At 51.4% G+C, this 20261-nt stretch carries 20 protein-coding genes; 12 read left to right on the top strand and 8 right to left on the bottom strand.

Going from position 1 to position 20261, the window contains the following annotated elements:
• Window positions 1–24: 24 nt before the first annotated feature.
• Together rnpA and rpmH are read right to left on the bottom strand one after the other, a co-directional pair.
• Window positions 25–369, bottom strand: a complete 345-nt coding sequence (rnpA, locus tag IPK01_05010; GenBank protein MBK7932854.1) for a ribonuclease P protein component — start codon at window positions 367–369, stop codon at window positions 25–27.
• Between the two features lie 47 nt (window positions 370–416).
• Complete coding sequence (gene rpmH / locus IPK01_05005; GenBank protein ID MBK7932853.1) at window positions 417–563, bottom strand: 50S ribosomal protein L34; 147 nt, start codon at window positions 561–563, stop codon at window positions 417–419.
• A 180-nt stretch (window positions 564–743) separates the two neighbouring features.
• Between rpmH and IPK01_05000 the strand changes: the two genes are divergently transcribed.
• A complete protein-coding gene (locus IPK01_05000) occupies window positions 744–1484 on the top strand; it encodes a hypothetical protein (protein ID MBK7932852.1) in 741 nt (246 codons plus the stop codon).
• Between the two features lie 19 nt (window positions 1485–1503).
• Here IPK01_05000 and IPK01_04995 read toward each other — a convergent pair whose 3' ends face one another.
• From IPK01_04995 to IPK01_04985, 3 genes are read right to left on the bottom strand one after another with little or no spacing between them, the layout of a single operon-like run.
• On the bottom strand, window positions 1504–2067 hold the full coding sequence (locus tag IPK01_04995; GenBank protein MBK7932851.1) for a phosphoribosylglycinamide formyltransferase: 564 nt from the start codon (window positions 2065–2067) through the stop codon (window positions 1504–1506).
• Window positions 2064–2483 carry a hypothetical protein gene (locus IPK01_04990; protein MBK7932850.1) on the bottom strand — a complete coding sequence of 140 codons (420 nt, stop codon included), beginning with the start codon at window positions 2481–2483 and terminating at the stop codon, window positions 2064–2066. The genes IPK01_04995 and IPK01_04990 overlap by 4 nt, the downstream gene beginning before the upstream one ends.
• 26 nt (window positions 2484–2509) lie before the next feature.
• Window positions 2510–3649 carry a transglutaminase domain-containing protein gene (locus IPK01_04985; GenBank protein MBK7932849.1) on the bottom strand — a complete coding sequence of 380 codons (1140 nt, stop codon included), beginning with the start codon at window positions 3647–3649 and terminating at the stop codon, window positions 2510–2512.
• 259 nt (window positions 3650–3908) lie between these two features.
• Here IPK01_04985 and IPK01_04980 point away from each other — a divergent pair, with 259 nt between their 5' ends.
• Complete coding sequence (locus IPK01_04980; protein ID MBK7932848.1) at window positions 3909–4781, top strand: hypothetical protein; 873 nt, start codon at window positions 3909–3911, stop codon at window positions 4779–4781.
• A 33-nt stretch (window positions 4782–4814) separates the two neighbouring features.
• Here the strand turns inward: IPK01_04980 and IPK01_04975 are convergent, their stop codons facing one another.
• Together IPK01_04975 and IPK01_04970 are read right to left on the bottom strand one after the other, a co-directional pair.
• On the bottom strand, window positions 4815–5855 hold the full coding sequence (locus tag IPK01_04975) for a phosphoribosylformylglycinamidine cyclo-ligase (protein ID MBK7932847.1): 1041 nt from the start codon (window positions 5853–5855) through the stop codon (window positions 4815–4817).
• On the bottom strand, window positions 5840–6262 hold the full coding sequence (locus tag IPK01_04970) for a hypothetical protein (GenBank protein ID MBK7932846.1): 423 nt from the start codon (window positions 6260–6262) through the stop codon (window positions 5840–5842). The genes IPK01_04975 and IPK01_04970 overlap by 16 nt, the downstream gene beginning before the upstream one ends.
• 89 nt (window positions 6263–6351) lie before the next feature.
• Here IPK01_04970 and IPK01_04965 point away from each other — a divergent pair, with 89 nt between their 5' ends.
• The 6 genes from IPK01_04965 (at window position 6352) to IPK01_04940 (ending at window position 13134) form a co-directional block, all read left to right on the top strand.
• Window positions 6352–6735, top strand: a complete 384-nt coding sequence (locus IPK01_04965) for a hypothetical protein (GenBank protein ID MBK7932845.1) — start codon at window positions 6352–6354, stop codon at window positions 6733–6735.
• Window positions 6736–6867: 132 nt separating this feature from the next.
• Entirely contained in the window at window positions 6868–8493 is a 1626-nt protein-coding gene (locus IPK01_04960) for a DUF445 family protein (GenBank protein MBK7932844.1), read from the top strand.
• A complete protein-coding gene (locus tag IPK01_04955) occupies window positions 8493–10328 on the top strand; it encodes an ABC transporter ATP-binding protein (GenBank protein ID MBK7932843.1) in 1836 nt (611 codons plus the stop codon). The genes IPK01_04960 and IPK01_04955 overlap by 1 nt, the downstream gene beginning before the upstream one ends.
• Window positions 10328–11605, top strand: coding sequence for an ABC transporter permease (locus tag IPK01_04950; protein ID MBK7932842.1), 1278 nt, complete (start codon window positions 10328–10330; stop codon window positions 11603–11605). The genes IPK01_04955 and IPK01_04950 overlap by 1 nt, the downstream gene beginning before the upstream one ends.
• Before the next feature lie 59 nt (window positions 11606–11664).
• The gene (locus tag IPK01_04945; protein ID MBK7932841.1) at window positions 11665–12306 is read left to right on the top strand and encodes a nuclear transport factor 2 family protein; all 642 of its coding nucleotides are present in this window, start codon (window positions 11665–11667) and stop codon (window positions 12304–12306) included.
• Between the two features lie 126 nt (window positions 12307–12432).
• Entirely contained in the window at window positions 12433–13134 is a 702-nt protein-coding gene (locus tag IPK01_04940) for a DUF2807 domain-containing protein (protein MBK7932840.1), read from the top strand.
• A gap of 48 nt (window positions 13135–13182) precedes the next feature.
• On the opposite strand, the gene IPK01_04935 is transcribed toward IPK01_04940, so the two are convergent.
• A complete protein-coding gene (locus IPK01_04935; protein MBK7932839.1) occupies window positions 13183–13566 on the bottom strand; it encodes a nuclease A inhibitor family protein in 384 nt (127 codons plus the stop codon).
• A 498-nt stretch (window positions 13567–14064) separates the two neighbouring features.
• Between IPK01_04935 and dnaA the strand changes: the two genes are divergently transcribed.
• The 4 genes from dnaA to IPK01_04915 all read left to right on the top strand — a co-directional run bounded on the left by dnaA (window position 14065) and on the right by IPK01_04915 (window position 20062).
• Complete coding sequence (gene dnaA / locus IPK01_04930) at window positions 14065–15441, top strand: chromosomal replication initiator protein DnaA (protein MBK7932838.1); 1377 nt, start codon at window positions 14065–14067, stop codon at window positions 15439–15441.
• Between the two features lie 489 nt (window positions 15442–15930).
• Window positions 15931–17178, top strand: a complete 1248-nt coding sequence (gene dnaN / locus IPK01_04925) for a DNA polymerase III subunit beta (GenBank protein MBK7932837.1) — start codon at window positions 15931–15933, stop codon at window positions 17176–17178.
• A 172-nt stretch (window positions 17179–17350) separates the two neighbouring features.
• Window positions 17351–18205 (top strand): DUF3800 domain-containing protein, encoded by an 855-nt coding sequence (locus IPK01_04920; GenBank protein ID MBK7932836.1) that lies wholly within the window; start codon window positions 17351–17353, stop codon window positions 18203–18205.
• Window positions 18206–19273: 1068 nt separating this feature from the next.
• A complete protein-coding gene (locus IPK01_04915) occupies window positions 19274–20062 on the top strand; it encodes a CPBP family intramembrane metalloprotease (protein MBK7932835.1) in 789 nt (262 codons plus the stop codon).
• The last annotated feature ends 199 nt before the right edge of the window (window positions 20063–20261 follow it).

The following is a 20261-nucleotide window of genomic DNA, read 5'->3' as shown; positions in this document are numbered from 1 at the left end:
CGGTAGGGAGTGTGTTCTTCCGCCTCATTTCATATTCTCAGGAACACCCTCGCTACCGCTTGGGTTTCCGCCTTTGACCTTCGCCGCTATTGCTCTAAATTCGGCCAGCGGCTTTTCGAGTTTTGTGTGCAGCAGGCTTCGCCGTGCATTCAAAACCCAATCGAACTTTGTCTCGATCGCATCGAGTTCGGCCCGGCTTAACCTGAATGCTTCTCGGAGCAGCCGTTTTGCACGGTTACGCGAAACGGCGTTGCCGATAGCTTTCTTGGTCGCCGTGACGCCGAGACGGTGAACACCATCTTTTGCGGGCAAAATGAAAACCGTCATAAAACGGCCTTCAAAACGCTTTCCGCTCTCATAGACCCGCAAAAATTCGGCGCGCTTGCGCAGCCGTTCAAGCTTCGCGAGTCCGAGATCTAATAATGGTGAACCGTTAATCTCTTGCGTCCTTTCGCACGGCGGCGTTTGATCACGGCACGGCCGTTCTTCGTCGCCATTCTCGCTCTGAAGCCATGCTTTTTCGCGCGGCGGCGGTTGTTCGGTTGATATGTTCTCTTCGGCATAATTACTCTCCATCACTTTAGTTAAAAGTGAAAACCTAAAGTTTATGGAAAAGGCGCATTTTTGTCAAAGCAGATTTGTACCTTTAAGCGGACTTATAGAACAAATATCTCGTGAAGTCTTGACAGCGAACAGCCTTTGGCGACATTATCACCCGTATCGATATACACTAGGGGAAAATAGTGAGCTCTATTGCTCCGACAAAAATGCAGCAAGCTCCTAAACAATTTGAAGCCGCACGCGGTTGGCCGTATTTTGCGGCTCTCTTTGTTATCGCGATTTTAGCATTTTGGCCATCATATTTTTCCCCCGGACTTGGTACAAGCAGCGTCTACACACATATCCATGCCGCGACTGCCGCTTTGTGGATGTGTATGTTGATCGTTCAGCCATGGCTGATCCGGACGTACCGGTTCGATCTGCACAGGACGGTCGGGCTCGCGTCGTACGTTCTCGTACCGATGGTACTGATCAGCATGCTGCTGCTCGCCAATTTTCGTATACGCTCTGCCACTGAGGCTAACTATCCGATCCAGACCTATCTACTCTATTTACAGATATCATTGGCAGTATTGTTCGCATTCTCTTTTGCTTTGGCGATGATATATCGCCGAAATGCAGACCTGCATGCACGGTTTATGGTATGTACTGCGTTGACACTGATCGATCCGGTTTTTGCACGTCTATTCTTTTCAATAATTCCTGATGCAGTCCAATATCATCAATGGATGACTAATGGATTGACCGATCTCATACTCGTTATTCTTATCTTCGCCGAGCGACGCAGCAAAACCGGCCGATGGGTGTTTCCGGTGATGCTCGTGATATTTGTAGCGGCTCAACTGCCGGCTCTGCTTTGGCTTACAAATTGGCCGATTTGGCGGTCATTCGCTCAATGGTTCAAAGCTATACCACTGACCTAGACCAGCCAAACTATACAGATCACCGCATAACAAGCAGTCTTACGGCTTCCACATATGCCGGGTGTTCTTTCTCCAAGATCCTTGCCGACAGATCTTCGACGGTGTCTCCGTCCCGAAGATCGACTTCCTTTTGTAAAATGATCTCGCCGTGATCGAGCAGTTCGTCAACGAAATGCACCGTACAGCCCGTTACTTTTACTCCCGCGTCTAACGCCTGTTTTTGGGCATCGAGTCCGGGAAAATCCGGCAGCAAACTTGGGTGGATATTTACGATCCGATCAGGAAATGCCTGAACAAACATCGGCGAAAGCAGCCGCATATATCCAGCCAGGCAAACCAACTCAACTCCACGACGCCGAAGTTCGGCGACGATATCCGCATCATGCTCCTCACGCGTACGGCCCTTTCGTTCGATCACGACAGTTTCGACTCCTCGCTCGCGAGCCTTTTCCAAGCCCGCGGCGTCAGCCTTGTCGCTGATCACGACCGCGACGCGGGAATCAGGTATCTCGCCGCTTGCTACCGAGTCAACGATCGCCACCATATTCGATCCGCGGCCTGAAATTAGAATGCCGATGTTCATCCTTTTAGGTACGCTCCGCGACGTTGGGCCGAGAGCCCGCCGACGTATGCGGCAACAAGTTTAGTCGAGAATGAGACCGCGAATAGAATAGCTATCTGTAACAACGCACCGGCGGCAGCGATGATCGTCAGATCGATCACAAAATACACCAGCCACATAAGCAATGCGGCCTTGACGCTGTTGCCCTTTGGGAACTTGCCGCCGATCCAACGCCCGGCCAACAACATCAGCGGAACGCCCGCAATGATGCTTGAATACGGTGCTGCAACTTGAGCATAAGCCTGATAATAGGCATCGTCATGCCCCGGATCGATCAAATAGCTGTAAACGACCACGTATAACACGCTGATCACGACGTTAACGATCATCACGCCCAGTGCGAACGGAATTGCCAGCCACCAGCGGTTCTTTTCCATAATATTCCTTGTTCGCAGCGATGCTATTACAAAAACTTGAGCACTTCGTACGAATTCGCATCGATTATCACATCGGCATTCTTTGGGTTTTGAACGTATTCAACACGCGTCAATAATCGCGGTTCGTTGACGAGCGTCTGGCCGATCTGGAATCCGGCAAGCGTCGTCTCGGCGATCATCCAGTTTTTGGAATCCCATGTAAAATCGAGCTTGTTCTTGTTTTGAAAATTGCCTTGCGGAACGGCAACGGTGATGTGCCGCGGGCAGTAAAGCAGTATATAGTCCTCACCGATCTGTTCGAGTAATGACGCGAGAAGGATGGTCTTGTTGCTGCAATCGCCGTTTCGTGTCATCAGTGTTTCGTTGCCGCGTTTGAGCGTTTCACGGCCGCCGAGGGCTTCGGAATAGCTGAATTCGATCTCGTTTGACACAAAATCCACGAGTTTCTGTATGCGGGCTTCGCGGTCAGGCCCGGTATCTTTCAAAATATCGTCCGCCAGACGCTTGAGCGAAGGTTCGCCTGGCTTTGCGACCATGATGCCGTGATTGGCAAAGAACATCGACGGCTTAAAGCTCCGCTCCGGCACCTGCGTCAACATTCGGCCGCCGTAGATCATTGAGTTGGTCGTCAGATTTTTGATCTCTTCGAGGCTCGGCGAGTAGCTAACATCTTTGAAATCAAACTTTAGATTCCGCCGATGGTCGATCTTGATATTTGCCAGATTTGTGCGAAAAAGTTGGCCATAATTCGGCGACGCAGGCACGCTGTAATCGCCGAGTTTGATCTCGCCGTCCTTTTCCGTTCCCAATTCGACCTTTCGAATGTCGTAAAAATAGGTATTCACGAACTCCAGAAACTCTTCGCCTGAGGAACGCGGATAGGTGAACAAAACCTCGTCGATCGACCGTTTGTGTGTCTCAAGCCGTCCCTTGCCGAGCATTTGCGAATGAAATTCCTCGCCCGAAAACCGTTTATAATCTAGCAGCATCACCACTGCGTCACGAACCTCGACCGCCAAAATATCGTCCGCCGTCGGCCCTTTTGGCTTTGTAAACACAAACAGCCCGTAACCGGCACCAGCCAGCAGCAAAAATGCTGCCGCACCGATCAGCCATTTCTTGGGATCGATATTCCGTTTTGCGTGTGATTCAAAAAGCTCCGGCATATTGAAAATCGCTTAACGCCCTGCAGGCAGGACGCTATTATATATCGAAATTCAGAACATAACGAAGATTTTACTGCAGAGAACAAATTATCATTTCTGTTGAAATGCGTCACAACCCAGTCCGAACTCGGCCTCTCAGGCATATTCCGTAGTTTCGGTTCCCCGAAAGCACGGTAGAATATGACTTCGGAAACTTGAGCCGGTTTTCTTAATTTTGTCGCATTAATTAAGTTGGGGCAATTTTCGAGGAAGAAACAAAATGAAAACGCCAATTTCAAATATGCAAACGAGATTGATGTTTGCTGCAGCAACGATCGCCGTCTTTCTGTTTGCGTTAAATACTTCGGCTATTGCGCAGGAGATCTGGCCGCGCGGTGACGAATGGCGGGGTCAGTATAAGATCGGCGCGAAAGTCTCGTTCAGTATTTCCGGCAACGCTTCCGATCATCAGACTTGCACCGTTTCGGAAAACAGTCCGCAAGGCATAATCCGCGTTATGTGCGGGGATTTCAAACAATGGACAGCGGGAAACTATATCGTCTATGGCAAAGGCTTCATTCGCCAGCTTGAAACTACAAAAACCATTAATAGTAGTCAAACTCAAATCGGGAACAACACTCAGGCTAGATGGGCCAAGGGCGACGAATGGCGACGCGAATCTGCGGTTGGAGACAAGATCCAATTCAGCATCTCCGGCAAGGCGGCGGACCTTCAAACTTGTACGGTTGCTGAGAATGATCCGCAAGCCGTGATGCGGGTCAAGTGCAACTCCTTCAAACAATGGAAAGCCGGTACTTACATCGTTCACTCAGAAAGCAATTTGAAACCAACCAAAACGAAAATGGTCGATCAGAATAGCCAACCGACAAAGCCGTCCACCTCGTCCGGGTCTGGTCTGAAAATAGGCGAGTATGCCTGCTACGGTTCGGGCGGGCGAATAATGATCGGCCTCGGATTCAAGGTATTGGCCGGTAATCGCTACACCGACCTCGAGGGCGGCAATCGAGGTACCTTCGTTGTCGCAGGCGACACAGTGAAATTTCGCGGCGGCCATCTGGGCGGACAAACAGGCAGAGATCTAAAAAGCTACAATTTCACCATCGGCGCAAATGCCGGATGCGAACCTTTCTAGCGATCGATCAATTCACGGGCTCGTTTACGAAGCCTATTGGTCGATTTCCACCTTCCCGGCGCCTGTTTTGATCGTTCCGATCTCGTAGACTGGTTTTATCAGGTCCGCGACTGCATTTCTATCGCCGTCTGAACATACGACAACCATCCCGATCCCCATATTAAAGGTGCGGAACATTTCGTGATCCGAGACATTTCCGAGCCGCTGCATCATTTCGAAGATCGGAAGTTCGGGCCATGTGCCTCGGTTGATCTCGACGGAGACGCCTTCGGGCAAAATTCGCGGGATGTTTTCGAGAAAGCCGCCGCCGGTGATGTGGACGAGGCCTTTTATTACGCCGCCATCTAACATGCTTTCCAGCGGGCGGAGAAAACTGGCGTGCGTCGCGAGCAACGCTTCGCCGACGGTCGAGCCCAGTTCGTCGATGTACGAATCGGGCGTGTAGCCGCCGACCTCGAAGAATAGCTTTCGCGCGAGCGAATACCCGTTTGTCTGCAAACCTGTCGATGGTATGCCGAGCACAACATCGCCGGGCGTGATCGATTTGCCGTCGATGACCTTTGGTTTATCGACGACCCCGACGATAAAACCGGCGAGATCGTATTCGCCGTCGGCGTACATCGAGGGCATCTCCGCCGTTTCGCCGCCGAGCAGGACGCAACCGTTCTCGCGGCAGGCACGTGCCATGCCTTCGACAACTGAGGCTGTGACATCCGGTTCGAGCTTTCCGGTGGCGAAATAATCGAGGAAGAACAAAGGCCTAGCACCCTGCACAAAAATGTAATTGACACAGTGATTTACGAGATCGGCACCGACCGTATTGTGAATTCCCGTATCGAACGCAAGCTTGAGCTTCGTCCCGACGCCGTCTGCCGAAGCGACCAATATAGGCTCGGACATATTCGGGAACGCCCCGGCAAACATGCCGCCAAAGCTGCCTATCTCCGTCAGTGTCCGCTCGTTAAATGTGCTGCGTGCATACTCACGGATCTTCGCGACCGCGAGATTTGCATTGTCGATCGAAACACCGGCGTCGGCGTATGTAACAGTCTTTTGACTCATTGTTTCACCAATTTCCATTCAATACGTTTAACACTTGCACAGGTCGGCCCGCCGTCACGGCCTACGCCTTCGAATTCGGTTTGCAATATCATCCCGGCTTTGGAAACAACCGTTTGTATCTGATCACCGGTAATATTCATCAGCGAGATTTTCGCCCGGCGTCCCCACGTTGAATGTTGATCCGCGTAGGTTCCGGAATTCACGTAAACAAACCGCGCGTCCTTCGGCCCTTGGGCATATTTGCCGAGGAAATTCGGCCGAGTTTCTGACATATCCACCGTAAGTTCAAAATCGAAGATCAACCGATCTGCTGACTTCTTGCTCGGCGGCAAAAGTTCGTCCTTTCCTCGCTGCACCAACATCGCGACTCCCGCCAAGGGCCGCAAAACTATTATCCTGACCGGTATCTGATGCTTCATTTTGCCAAAAACCAAATTATATCGTTTTCAAAGCCGAAACTCATTGACCAAACTTAGATTGCCGTTTAGCATTTTCCTTAGGTACAAATATGAGCTTCACACTTACCGATCTCTCCAGCGAGAACTTTGAATTCAACGCCAACGTATGGAATTGGAAAGCGGCCCTTGAGATAATCAGGAGCCTCGACATACTCGGCGAAGGAGCCTTGAGACAAATGGCATATAACGCGACGGGCGTAAAAATTTCGACGGACGACGCACACGAGATAGGTTCGCGGATCAAGAGCGAGTGGCTGCCGAAACTCGCTCCGAACAAACGTGTCTTTGCCGACCTCAGCATCACTGACGCGCCGGACGACATGACGCTCCACCGCGACGGCGACGAGCAGTGGAAAAATTACAGCGCGAGCCATGACTGGATGGAGGAGTTTGCTGAGTTTTGTTTGAGATCAAAGGGCTTTCAGATCTTTTGATGTGTTTCGAAAGTTAGATGTTTATTTGAACGCGGATAGAACGGATCGGGCGGATCAACGCGGATAAGAGATAGTTCTTTCAGATCCGTTTTATCTGCCTGATCCGCCAGATCCGCGTTCAATTTTTGCTCGATGGAAACACTACAGGAAATTACAAACTCTCTTCTACCCATTTTCAAGAATATATGGGTACAGATCGGCCTGTTGGTCGTATTCGCGACACTGCACGGATATGCCGGAGCTTGGCTTGCTGTGAGGATGCTCTTTCGGCCGCGAAATCCGGTCAAATTGTTGGGCATTACGATATTTCCGCAAGGGATGATCCCGCGTCACCGCGACCGCCTGGCAAACGCGATAGGAAAGGCTGTCGGCCAGGAACTCGTCTCTCAAGACACGATCATCGAGCAACTCACCGGTAAGGACTTCCTGCGGCGGAAGATCCAGAACGTCGTCGATTCGTACACTAATGAACTCCTCGCCGAAGACTATCCTTCGCTGATCGAGGCATTGCCCAAGAATGTCCGCGAACCGGTACTTGATGCTATCGCCGCTCTGCAAAATAAGCTCGCCGAACATATAACCAACGTTCTAAAGAGTGAAGAATCCCTCTCGGCTATCCGCGGTTTTGTGACACGACGCGTTGACGATGTGTTGGGAAAACGCGTTTCTGAGATCGTCGATGACGAAACATTCGCTAAGATCACCGTCTTTCTCGACGAGCGGATCAAGACAGCGGTGAAAGCAAAAGTGTTCGAAGACAACATCCGCGATTTCATCGGCCGACGTATCGACGATCTTGTAAATTCCGAGACGCCGCTTGGCAAGATGTTCACCGACGATGCCGTCGCATTGCTCAAGGAGAAAGCCAACGAGCAGATCAAACCTGCGATCAAACAGATCGCCGATATCGCCGCAACTGAAAAAACACGCGACCAGATCAGTTCGCTGATCAAACGTGAGGTTCATGTCTACTACGAAAATCTGTCGTTCTTCAAGAAGATATTCGTCTCCCGCGAAATGCTGCTTAACGAGGTCGACGCTCTCGTAAGCGAGAGCCTGCCGAAACGTATAGAAGAAACGCTGAACGGCACATATTTTGCCGAAGAGGCCCGTTCTTTTATCAGTTCGAGTATCGACAACGCCCTGTCGAAACCTTTGCCCGTTGTCATCGGGGCCGTTGCTCCTGACCAGCTTTTACGGCTAAAAGATCAAGTCACCAAGTCTGTACTGAGTTTGCTCCAGAGCGAAGAGACGACCGCCGGTGTTACAAAATACCTGACGGCGATGCTCGAAAAGCTGCGGCCGCACAGCATCGATGCCATTCTCCAGATGGTCCATTCCGAGTCTGAAGAAAAGCTCAAATCGATGCTCGCTAACGGGTTGCTCGAGATCATCAGCCGCGACGAAACGTCAAATATCATCAACGAGATGCTAGCCGCTCAGATCGACCGGCTTCTGTCTGCGCCGATAGGAAAGATCGGCGACCATATCGACGAAACAAAGATCAAAGAAGCCAGCACCTCGCTGACCGACGCCATCATCGCTGCCGTACACGCCAAACTGCCCGAGGCGGTCGCAGAATTCGACGTCGGCGGCATGGTACGCGAAAAGATACACAATTATCCGCCCGAAAAGCTCGAGGCACTGGTTATGTCGGTGGCAAAAGAACACCTCCGGACGATCGAACTATTCGGAGCTTTGTTCGGTTTCTTTATCGGCTTGCTGCAGGCGATACAATTTTATCTCTACGCGAAATAATGTCCGAATACACTCATCATCAGGCGATCAACCATATCGCCGAAAATGAGTTCGGCGACACGCCGAGCCTGATCGTGCGGATGAACAACGGGATCTGCAACGCAGTCTATTCGGCATCGGTTTGCGGACGCGACCTCATATTCAGGCTCAATACCGAGCCGCGGTATATGCTCGGCTCGCACGATCACATTCCGCTTTTCCGGTCCAAAGGCATCCATGTGCCCGAGATCGTCGCCGAAGATCTGACAATGTCGACTCTGTCTATCGCCTACCAGGTCCAAACTCAAATTCCGGGAAATGATATTGGTAACGTCATCGCAACGTTGAAAGATGATGAACTGCATAGCATCGCGGCCGACGTAGCCAACGTTTTCAAGCAACTGAGCGATGTGCCGAACAATGGAAAGTTCGGTGTTCTGTGGGGCGACGACCGAGATCTTGTTGATTCTTGGTCGGCAGAGGTTGCCCGCGTGACAAATGTCGTCCTCGATTGGGGACGCATGACTGGCGTTCTCGACGGAAATATCGAAAATACGCTCGCGTGGATCAATTCCGAATTCAATGGCTATTTTGATAGGGTCCGGCCGCTGACATATTTTGGCGATATTTCGTCAAATAATGTGATGATCTTCGAGGGTAGATTCGCCGGTCTCGTCGACCTCGACAGCCTCGCTCAGGGCGACCCACTCGAGGCCGTCGGACGCATCAAGGCAAGCTGGTACGGAACACCCTACGGCAAGGTCTATTCGGATGCGGCCATGGATTCACTCAGCCTGACCGCTTCGCAGCGGCAGATCGTGACAATGTACGCTTTGCTCGATCGTGCTTTCCGGACACTCGAAAACGGCGTTAAATTCAATCAAACCACCGACCGAACCGTCGACCGAGAGCGTGAGGCAGCTGACAAAAAGGCTGTAGCCGGACTTTTGGCAGAATTGAAAAGCAGTTTGCAGCCGGCGGCCATAAAAACTGCCGAAAATATGACTGCCGCAGAAGGCGTCTCAGTCGAACCGGCCCGGATCACGGATCCGGCACCGCGATCGCCAACGCCGGAAGTTGTTTCGACTTTTACCGAACTTCCCGCAGAAACGCGCGTAAATGACTTGCATGCGGAAGCAGTTTCTGTGCCTTCGCAGCAAAAAATTATGCTCGAGGCCAGCGGACTTTCTAAAACTTACACGAGCGACGGCGTCGATTTTGATGCTCTCAAAAATGTCGATCTGCGTATTCACAAGGGTGATTGCATCGCCATCGTCGGCAAATCCGGCAGCGGCAAATCGACGCTGATGCATCTGCTCGCCTGTCTTGATGCACCGACCGAAGGCTATGTCTTTGTCGACGACGATGAGACCTCGGCCATGTCCGAAACGGAAAGGAATCTGCTCCGCAACGAAAAGTTCGGGTTTGTCTTTCAGCAGTTCTTTCTGAACGGTCGCGATACAGTGTTCGAAAATGTCGTTCTCCCAATGCGTATTCGCGGAGCATCGGATTTTGACATGATAACTGACGCCGACGAGGCCCTTGCTTCCGTCGGCCTTTCGGATAAGACCGAAAAAAAGGCCAAGGACCTCTCCGGCGGCGAAAAACAGCGTGTCTGTATCGCACGTGCCATCGTTGGAAAGCCGCAGGTGATATTTGCTGACGAACCGACGGGCAATCTCGATTCGAACACCGGTGCAGCTGTCGAAAAAATGCTCTTTGACCTCAATCGTGAAAAAGGCATCACGCTCGTCATCGTAACGCACGATCCGGATCTGGCGGATCGTTGCGGCCGTATAGTCGAAATGAAGGACGGCAGGATCATCGCCGAGCGCAGAGGGGAGGCAAGCAGCTAATGAAACCGTGGGATCTCGTAAAACTTGCCAACCGCAATCTGTTTCGCAACAAACTGCGCACATTCCTTACGGTCGCTGCTATCTTCGTCGGCTCGTTTACATTGACCATGACCAACGGCATCGGCGACGGCCTCAGAAGCTATGTCGAGAGCCAGGTCAAAAATATCGAAGGCGACACAGTGGTCTTTGTCCGACGAAAGATCGAACGCCCGGAGGGTGCTCCCCGCGGCGACGCTCCCCCGGAATATAAGGATGAAACATCAACGCCGGCAACCGCTGAGATCGACCCGACGGCCGCGTTGGTGACCCTTGCGCAAATGGAATCCGTGCTCAAGGATGTACCAGATGTAAAGACAGTTACGCCTCGTTACGAGATCAATGGCGAGTACATCACGCTCGACGGCCAGAAGAAATTCGAGCTCGAGCTCGGTATGATCTCGCAAGGGGTCTCACAAAAGGTCGAAGCCGGCAAGACCATCAGCGGCCCAGGCCAGATCGTGATCCCGATCGGACTGGCAAAGGAGCTCGACGCTGATTTTGCGAACCTTATCGGCAAAACAGCGACGATCGGCTACAAAGCTTCGGACCGGCAGATGCGAACCCTATCGCTCCGTATCGTCGGAGTCGCGACCAAGGGCTTTATGACGATGACCAACTCGTTCGTCGATTCGCAGACCGCCGCTTCAATTTATGCCGCTCAACGCGATCCGTCAGAGGCCGGTAAATTTTTCAGCTTTTCGGTCCAACTCTCATCTGCCGATCAGGCAAAGATCGTTGCGGTAAAGAAAAAGCTCGATGAAAAGGGATTCTCGGCCGAGACGATCGCAGATCAGCAAAAGCGTACTTACGACGCGATCGGCATCTTTAAGATCGGAATGAGCCTGGTCGCGTTCATCGCTCTGCTCGCGGCTTCGTTCGGTATCATCAACACGCTCGTCATCGCCGTACTCGAACGCACCAAGGAGATCGGCCTGCAGAAAGCCCTCGGTATGGGCCGCGGCAAGATCTTTGCGGTCTTTTCGCTTGAATCGGTACTGATCGGCTTCTGGGGTGCTTTGCTCGGCATCGTCGGTGGGATCATTGTCGGCCTTGTCGCCAATCAGGTCCTCATGCGGGCCTACGCGGCTTCCTTCGAGGGCTATACTCTATTCGTTTTTACCGTCCCGTCGATCATTTTGGTAATGTTGATCGTTTGTTCGATCGCCTTTGTCGCCGGCGTGATGCCTGCCATACGGGCAAGCCGGCTGAACCCGATAGAGTCTCTCCGTTATGAATGACCTTGTGTAAAACGGCCCCTTCGCGTTACCTTATGCTGGTAAATGCCAAAGGAGCCTATATGAAACGATATTTTCTTCTGCTCGTCATGATCGCCGCTGGAGCATTCTCGATCCAAGCCCAAACGTCACCCGATGCCCCGGAACTTACCCGGATGCTCAACGAATTCCTCGCCGGTGCCGGGCGAAATGACGCGGCGGTCCATGACAGATTCTGGGCCGAAGATCTTATATATACTCGCGGTGTCGGTGTCCGCATCGGCAAAGCAGAACTGATGAAAGGCGTTCGAGCGGCCCCGGCATCAAAGCCCGGCGATCCTGTCACCGTATATTCGGCCGAGGACGTTCGCGTCCAGCAATACGGCAATGCCGCCGTCGTCGCGTTCAAGCTCGTCGGAAATACGACAAACGCTGACGGCTCCAAGTCGACCTCAAATCATCTCAATACGGGCACGTTCATAACACGAAAAGGTAAATGGCAGGTCGTCGCCTGGCAAGCCACGCCCGTTCCAAAGCCTGCGCCGGAAATAAAAACGTCGTCAGGGACCACCATTCCTGTCCCGCTTGCAACGTCGGCTGTTGACCCAACGCCCGCTAGATCTGCCGCAACCTCACTCACCTATCTTAAAGGTTCACGAGGCGGCTGCTACTACTTAAATGCCGGTGGCAACAAAGTTTATGTCGACCGTACGTTGTGCAAATAGCGGGCAGTTTCACGATCCGGCCAAAACGCTCTCGAGGAACTGAAAAAATCTCCGAACTTTTCGCTTTTGGAAACCGTTCATAATCACGGCTATTCATTTATTTCATTTATTTTCAGTGAGGGCATTATGAAAAAAGTTGGTTTCTTGTTCTTTTTAGCGGCACTCGTCATCGGGCTTGTGGTCGCAAATACGTTCTCCTTTGGGCGTGCCAGCACCGATTTTGTTAAATTTTCGGTGAATTTCGGTTCGGCTCGCGGTTCGGGCAATATCGTTACGGAAAAGCGTGAGGTCAGCGGATTCAAGTCGGTCGATGTCGGCGGTGTTTTTCAGGTCGAGATCGTTGCTCAAAAGGAATTCGGCGTCGAGGTCGAAGCCGACGACAATCTGATCGGCCTCATCCAAACCAGAGTCGATGGCGATACGCTGCGTATCGAATCAGACAAACGACTCAAATCCAGTTCGCCGATCAAGATCCGTATCTCTGCTCCTAAGATCGATGGCCTGCAGGTCTCGGGTGCCGCGAACGTAACGGCAAACGGCCTCAAGAGCGAATCGCTTAAGATCGAATCGTCGGGCGGCTCGCGAGTGACGGTTGCTGGCGAAGCCGTCAAACTGACGGTCGAATCGAGCGGAGGTGCCCGTGTTAACGCCGGCGGACTTTCGACGGTCGATGCAAATATCGAGGGCAGCGGCGGCAGCAGTGTTGAGGTCAGCGTTACCGGCGATCTTCGCTCGGACATCTCGGGCGGAGCCCGTGTGACATACAGCGGAACACCTGCCAATATCGTCACCAACAAATCCGGCGGGGCACGCGTCTCGCAGAAGTAGTGTTCGTTAGATCGCGCTCTGTTGAAGCCGTCGCAAGCGACGGCTTCTTTATGTTTCAACGGCCGTCGTCTTCACACCGGAAAGCCTGCCTTGCCGGTCGATCCCGACGACGTAGATCGATATACGGATCTTGCCGACCTTGAATACCTTAATGTCCTTGAGTTCCTCATCAAGGTATTCCTTAAGCGCTTTGAATCGATCGGCCTGACGAGTCTCCTGCGGACCGAACCAGTCACTGATCGCCGTCAATCTGGCGAAGAATGCCTCCGTGTCGACCACCGCAACCGGTTCGTTCGGCGGTCCGCCAGTTTGTTTGATCACGTCTTCCGCGGTTACTCGCTCAGCTTTTCCGAGCACGAACGGTACGATCTCAGCATCCGTCTCGCTGATGTAGATCAAGTCTTTTGTGAGTCCCTTGAGTGTCTGTTTCATGGCTGCTGTCATTGGCGAAAAAAAAGTGAAAAATAACGAAAAAAATTTGCGGTTTTTTGATCAAAAATCAGCCAAAAAATGTCCAAAAACTTAACCTCATTTGGCGCGAAACATCTCACAAGTTCTTGTTAAAAAAGGAAGTTAAATCCGTGTTAAAACTCTCGAAAAAAACCTGTGGATTTCCGTTTGCAAGGCGCCATTTTTCGTGTTAGTCTGTTATCCGTTTTCAAGCTTACAGTCTTTGTAAAGTGTTGATAATAAACGGGTTAATGCTTTACTTTAAGTTTTATGCGGCTTTTCTTTTCTTATGTGGAAAAGCCTGTGGATAACACGTCTGCGATTGTCCTAACAATCGGCTGAACTAGCCAAAACATAACGAGTTATCCTGCCGCTTGCGGCCATTCGAACACCCCGACTAATCACCATCTTGAGAACCAGAATTTTGTTTAAGGATTTCGTCTCTTAAACACGTCTTTCGGAGAAGCAAACTTGGAGTTAATCTTAGCAAAAACAAACGTATGGGACGATGTGCTTGAGCTGATCGGCGAACGCCTGAGCAGACAAGTATATGACACCTGGTTTCGGCCTATTTCGTTTCTCGGGACCGACGACGCGAACAAGACCGTTCGCATCTCCGCCGGCAGCTATACAAAAGATTGGGTCTGCCGTTACTATTCGGCGATCCTCGACCAGACGCTGACCGACGCCGGCCTCGACGGATACACCATCGATTGGGAGATCGACGAAAAGGCCTACGAAAAACATGATGACGACACCGAACTCATTTTCGAAACCAAACAGCGCACATTCTCAACGCCGGGCGTCATCAACTACGCGGACGTCGAGGGCGTGGACACGTCGCTCAATCCGAAATACACGTTTGAAAAGTTTGTCGTTGGATCATCCAACCAGTTTGCTCACGCTGCCGCTCTCGGGGCCTCAGAGATGCCCGGGACTACATACAACCCGTTATTCATCTATGGCGGGGTCGGTTTGGGTAAAACGCACCTGATGCACGCTATCGGCCACGCGATCAAAGCTCGAAACTCGAGCCTGCGTGTCGCCTACATCACCAGCGAAAAGTTCATGAACGAGCTGATCAACGCGATCCGCTTTGATAAAACGCCGGCGTTTCGCGACAAATACCGCTCGATCGACGTATTGCTGCTCGACGATGTCCAGTTCCTCGCCGGCAAGGACCGCACGCAGGAAGAGTTTTTTCACACATTCAACACTTTGCACAATAATCAAAAGCAGATCGTCATCTCGAGCGATTGTCCGCCGCGTGAGATACCGACGCTGCAGGAGCGTCTGCACTCGCGGTTCGAATGGGGACTGATCGCCGATATCGAACCGCCCGATCTCGAAACAAAGGTCGCCATTCTCAAACGAAAGGCAGATCTTGACGGTTACGAGCTCGACGACGACATCGCGATGTACATCGCCGGCAAGATCAAAAGCAACGTCCGCGAGCTTGAGGGTTCGCTGGTCCGTCTCGTCGCGATCGCGTCGTTAAAAGGATTGCCTTTGTCCAAGATGCTCGCCCAGCAATCGATGAAGAACATCATCGACGCCGAGCATCCGCATGGCATGACGATGGAACGCATCGCCCGTGCGGTCGCCTCGCACTACAAGATGACGGTCGAGGAAATGAAGTCAAAGAGCAACTCGCGGGCCGTCGCGGTACCACGGCAAGTGGCGATGTATCTGTGTAAAAGATTGACCAGGCACAGCTTCCCGGAGATCGGCCGCGAGTTTGGCGGCAAGCATCACACGACCGTAATGCACTCGGTCGATAAGATCTCGACGCTGATGACCGACGACCGCGTTTTCCACAACGCGATAAACGAGCTAATAGATAATCTTTGCAATTAGTTAACGGAAATTTAACGCATCGATCGCGGTTTTGTTTTCCACATATAAAGAAAGTTTATCGCGGACGTAAGTCGTTTATTTATAGATATTTGAATTAGGTTTATCCACATTTCCGCAAGGTGCGGCAGATCTAGGTTGTGGATGACGGTGGATAAAACAGCAGCGGAACAGTTATCCACTGTTGCAAAAGTTTTCCACAGATTTTCCACAGGGCGTTGTGGACGGAAAAACGTTGATTTTATAAGAGCTTAGGCCGCTTTTGCACATATCCACAGCCGCCTATTACTAGTACTAAATATATATCTTATTTAATAAGGTCTTAGTATTAGTAAAAGCCGGAGAAGCCGGAATTGAGTGATAGCGGCACGGATCCGAAAAGCTTATAATTTGAAAACACGAGTTAACCGCGAAACACACGGAAATCGCTGTGATCCATTTTTCGCCATTTCCGCATATTTCGCGGTTAACGATCTTTTTAGGAGTTAAACGATGGAATTCACGATCAAACAGAGCGTATTAAAAGAAGAATTGGGCTTTATCCAGGGCGTTGTCGAGCGCAAGACGACGATCCCGGTGCTAGCAAACATCCTGATCGAATCGATCGGCGAGGGCGAGATCCGCATCGTCGGTACCGATCTCGATGTGACGATCCGCTGCGATGCCGAGGCGGTCATCGCCCGGCCTGGCTCGATGTGCATCCAGGCCCGCAAACTGTTTGATATCGTCCGAGCACTTGAGAGCGGCGAAGTGCATTTCAAAAAAGAGGACAACGAATGGGTGACGATGAAATGCGGCCGTGCCAATTTTCGCCTCGCCGGCGTCAGCCGCGAACAGTTCCCCGAGATCCCTTCGTTCAAATCGACGCCGATGAAGCTGCCGGCCGCCGTTTTCAATTATTTTATCCAGAACACGGCCTTTGCCATCACCAACGAGGTTTCGCGGTTCACGCTCTCGGGTGCCAAATTCATCGTCGCCGACGGCTCGGCCAAGATGATCACGACCGACGGCCACCGCCTCGCCTATATCGAGAAAAAACTCACGTCCTCGAGCGAGACCGACGCGATGGAAACGCTGATCCCGAAAAAGGCATTGCTCGAGCTAGCCAAGGTGTCACGCGACACGTCGAGCGATATCAGCTTTGGCGAGGACACAAATCACCTCTATTTCGAGATGGAAGGCCGCCTGCTGATCAGCCGCAAACTATCGGGGCAGTTCCCTAATTACGAGATGGTCATGCCCAAGGACAACGACAAATGTGCCATCTTTGACCTCGACGAAATGCGTGCCGCGGTCCGCCGCGTCAGCCTCATGGCGGACGAACGCAACCGCTCGATCCGCGTCACCGTTCGCGAAGGCGAGATCGAACTGAGCGCCAAATCGAGCGAAGAAGGCGAAGGCATCGAGGCCGTCCAGGCCGAATACGCCGGCGACGAGTTCCAGCTCGGTTTCAACTGGCAGTACCTGCTCGAATTCCTAAACAACGCCGGCTCGCTCCACAGCTCGAACGACGCCGTCACCACCGACGCTATCTCGTCCCCCAATGATGACGAACCAACCATCGGAACCCGAGCCGACGCGACTGCAACTGCCGCTGCAACTGCCCCCGCGAAGGACAGCGGCCGTGCCCCGCTCCGGATCGCCTTCGAATTCAAAGACGCCAACGCCCAGACCCAAATGTCCATCCACGGCGACTCAACCTACGACTACAAATACATAGTCATGCCGCTGCGGATATGATCGTTCAGAGTTACGCCGTTAGGCGTGAACGAAATCAGAGCAAGCTCCCACTTGCTACGGACGCAGTTAGTTCGCACGTAAACAGGAAGGCTTGCTTGGTAACGAGCGAAGCCTTTTTAACTGGAGTAAGTTCTGCCAAGTTGCAATTTTAAATAATTCTCCAATTAAGGTGATGGAAGCTACTCATTTATTCTTTATCGACGATTCCGGCACTAAAGAGTATGCCTATGCACCAAATACCTACAATTTGAGTGGGTCAGGGGTATCGAATTATTTTGTGTTCTGTGGAATTCTAGTTCCGATGAAAATGGCGGGCGTCTTGGCGAGTGAAGTTATCAAGCTAAAAGAGAAATATTTTAATGATCCGAGCGTCGAAATTAAATCGCATTGGCTGCGGCGTCCAGAACAAAGGCAAATTCGTTACATCGACAAATACGGAGTTACCGAAGCCCAAATAGCGGGTTTTACGATTGAAATCTATGATCTGATTTCTGCTTCCGAACTGGAACTGATTGCATCGGTCGTTGATAAGCCGCAGATGGAAGAAGACTATCCAAGTCCGTGGTACCCGCCGGCAGTCGCATATGAGACTTTATTGATGAGGGTTGTGTGTGCATTAAGGGAGGATGAGAACGTAAATGTGATTATAGACGATACCTCGGGTGCCACGCCGAAAGGTAATAAGTTTAAAGATAACTTGCGAAATCATCATGCAAAACTCCGTAAGCACGGTAGTCAGTTGCGACGTTCTCTTAACTTTAAGGTGTTGAATACGCAGAAGTTCGTAAATTCTCAAACATCCCACTTGGTACAATTAGCGGATCTTTGTGCATTCAACGTCCATAAGCAATTTCAGCTATACGGTAACGAGTGGGAGGATGGTTCGGTTAGCACTCTTCCAATGTATGAATACTTTGAAAAAATAGAGAGTAAATTTCGGCACAATGATCGAGGAAGAATCCAAGGCTTTGGGATTGTTAAGATGCCGGCTCGTAAGCAGTTGGGGTGGACGCTTGATAAAAAGTAAAGCCCGTACCTTAAAACCCCGCGTTGATTCGAGGGCCGCCAATTCTGGCAGGGGACATACATCCACTTTTGTATACGGGCTTCAACACAACTAGATATAATCTTTATGCGCGGGCGTGTCAACCTCAAATTGACGTCGTTAATCGGTAAGCTGATGAAGGAAATAAACCGCAGAAGATCTCAGATATGCTTCCGTCACCGAAAAACGTAAGAAGGAGCCGACGGTCTCGCTCGACGACTATTTGGCGAAGCGTTCAGAGAAAAAGAAACGCCACGCCGCATCTTCAAACAAGGTAAATAAAAACTCTTCTTCGCGGCTTTGCCGCCCTATTTGCGGAAAAGCTCTGCTTTTCCGAACGCCTGAATTATCCTCGCGGCTTTGCCGCCGCTTCTGGAATGTGCGGCGGCACAGCCGCGAAGAGTTTTGAGCAGCGACGGTGAAGCATAGCTTCACCGCAAATAGACGGGCATAGCCCGATGGGCGGGCTGGATTCCGTTTTCGCGACGTTGCATTAATAAAACCCCAACCAACTCACGCAATTTCATGGTATAATTGAATTAGCTAAACTAGCCGATTGATCTTTGAAAACATAGATAGGAAACGGACGTTGAGTTTTCTTCCCGTGTCTCCACTTTGTCCTGAAATAGGTTTGCATGCGGTAAGACAAAGTAATATCTATTTTTTTGAAAAAACACGGAAAAAAGGCAGGGTCGCGGCATAAGTGTTGCAAATACAACACTTATTTGTCCCACAAGGCACCAAAAAACAGCGGGACAACAGCGGGACAAGAGCGGGACAGGTGGGACAAAGCATAACACTCGGAACTGTCTAGATCAAAGCCGACGAAACAATGTGCGCGCGCTGAGTATCGAAAAATGGGACACTCTTACGAAATAGCGTAAACCACAGATTTATCAATCATTTACGTGTCTCCGATCTGTCCCAAAAGGTCTCATTCTGGGACAAAAACAGGAAGCCATACGGCGCGTGAAAAAAGTGTTGGGACAGTGGGACAGTGGGACAGCTCGGTTTGCGGCGTTGGTCGTTCAGGCGTAAGATAGCGGTGTTTTGAAAGCGAAGACAAAACTATTCTGGATATTGTGGACGGCGGGGATGCTGGGGGTTTTGTCGTTTTTGGTTGTGGATCTGGAGGCGTTGATACGCGCCGTTCCGCTGCCGGAGGGGACGCCGCCGGTGGAGTTGCCGCCGGCGTGGTTGTTTAAGATCGTGAGTCTTATTCAGCCGACGGTTATTGTGACGGTTGCGGTGTTGGTTGGTGTTGGGCTTGCGTCACGTGTCGGGCTGCACGCTCCGGCGGCCGAGGCGGCGGCGAATGGTGAGCCGTTTCTCCAAAGACTAAAGCCGCAGATCGTGCCGGGCGTGATCGCGGGGCTTTTGTCGGGCTCGACGATAGTTTTGAGCTGGGTTGTCGCCAAACCTCACTTCACGAACGAGTTCATCGAACGTGCCGAGGAATTCAACAAACTTCTTCCGGCTCTAACGCGGTTTCTCTTCGGTGGATTTACCGAAGAGATACTGCTGCGTTGGGGATTCATGACATTTTTGGTCTGGGCCGCATGGCGTTTGTTCCAAAAAGGCATCGGGGAGCCAAAAGCGGTCTATGTCATTGCGGCGATCATTGTGTCTGCTCTAGTCTTTGGGATGGGCCATCTACCGCTCGCGTCGATGCTCGCCGGCGGGCTGTCGGTGCCGCTCGTGATCTACGTCATCACCGCAAACTCAATATTGGGCGTCGCCGCCGGATTCCTTTACTGGCGCCGTGGCCTCGAATCCGCCATCATTGCCCACATCTCAGCCCACGTCGTACTGATATCAGCGATCTATCTGGCATTCTAGAATCGCAACCGCTTCCTTATGTTTTGTTGCACCAATAAAACTCTAACCGATATACGCAATTTCATGATATAATTAAATCGGCGAAAACGGCCAAGAGATCTTTGAAAATAATGAGCGGACACAGCGATTGGTTTGGGTCTTTGTCTGCCTCTGCAACGTCCTGAAATAGGTTTACAGGCTGAAGACAAAGTAATATTTA

The organism is Acidobacteriota bacterium, assembly GCA_016713675.1.
GTDB lineage: Bacteria > Acidobacteriota > Blastocatellia > Pyrinomonadales > Pyrinomonadaceae > OLB17.
This window is presented reverse-complemented; position numbering and strand designations above follow the sequence as displayed.

Bases quoted from the DNA above. Each gene is read 5' to 3' on its own strand.
- rpmH (MBK7932853.1), bottom strand. From the start codon at position 563: ATGCCGAAGAGAACATATCAACCGAACAACCGCCGCCGCGCGAAAAAG.
- IPK01_04995 (MBK7932851.1), bottom strand. From the start codon at position 2,067: ATGAACATCGGCATTCTAATTTCAGGCCGCGGATCGAATATGGTGGCG.
- IPK01_04990 (MBK7932850.1), bottom strand. From the start codon at position 2,483: ATGGAAAAGAACCGCTGGTGGCTGGCAATTCCGTTCGCACTGGGCGTG.
- IPK01_04985 (MBK7932849.1), bottom strand. From the start codon at position 3,649: ATGCCGGAGCTTTTTGAATCACACGCAAAACGGAATATCGATCCCAAG.
- IPK01_04980 (MBK7932848.1), top strand. From the start codon at position 3,909: ATGAAAACGCCAATTTCAAATATGCAAACGAGATTGATGTTTGCTGCA.
- IPK01_04970 (MBK7932846.1), bottom strand. From the start codon at position 6,262: ATGAAGCATCAGATACCGGTCAGGATAATAGTTTTGCGGCCCTTGGCG.
- IPK01_04965 (MBK7932845.1), top strand. From the start codon at position 6,352: ATGAGCTTCACACTTACCGATCTCTCCAGCGAGAACTTTGAATTCAAC.
- IPK01_04960 (MBK7932844.1), top strand. From the start codon at position 6,868: ATGGAAACACTACAGGAAATTACAAACTCTCTTCTACCCATTTTCAAG.
- IPK01_04955 (MBK7932843.1), top strand. From the start codon at position 8,493: ATGTCCGAATACACTCATCATCAGGCGATCAACCATATCGCCGAAAAT.
- IPK01_04950 (MBK7932842.1), top strand. From the start codon at position 10,328: ATGAAACCGTGGGATCTCGTAAAACTTGCCAACCGCAATCTGTTTCGC.
- IPK01_04945 (MBK7932841.1), top strand. From the start codon at position 11,665: ATGAAACGATATTTTCTTCTGCTCGTCATGATCGCCGCTGGAGCATTC.
- IPK01_04940 (MBK7932840.1), top strand. From the start codon at position 12,433: ATGAAAAAAGTTGGTTTCTTGTTCTTTTTAGCGGCACTCGTCATCGGG.
- IPK01_04935 (MBK7932839.1), bottom strand. From the start codon at position 13,566: ATGAAACAGACACTCAAGGGACTCACAAAAGACTTGATCTACATCAGC.
- dnaN (MBK7932837.1), top strand. From the start codon at position 15,931: ATGGAATTCACGATCAAACAGAGCGTATTAAAAGAAGAATTGGGCTTT.
- IPK01_04920 (MBK7932836.1), top strand. From the start codon at position 17,351: ATGGAAGCTACTCATTTATTCTTTATCGACGATTCCGGCACTAAAGAG.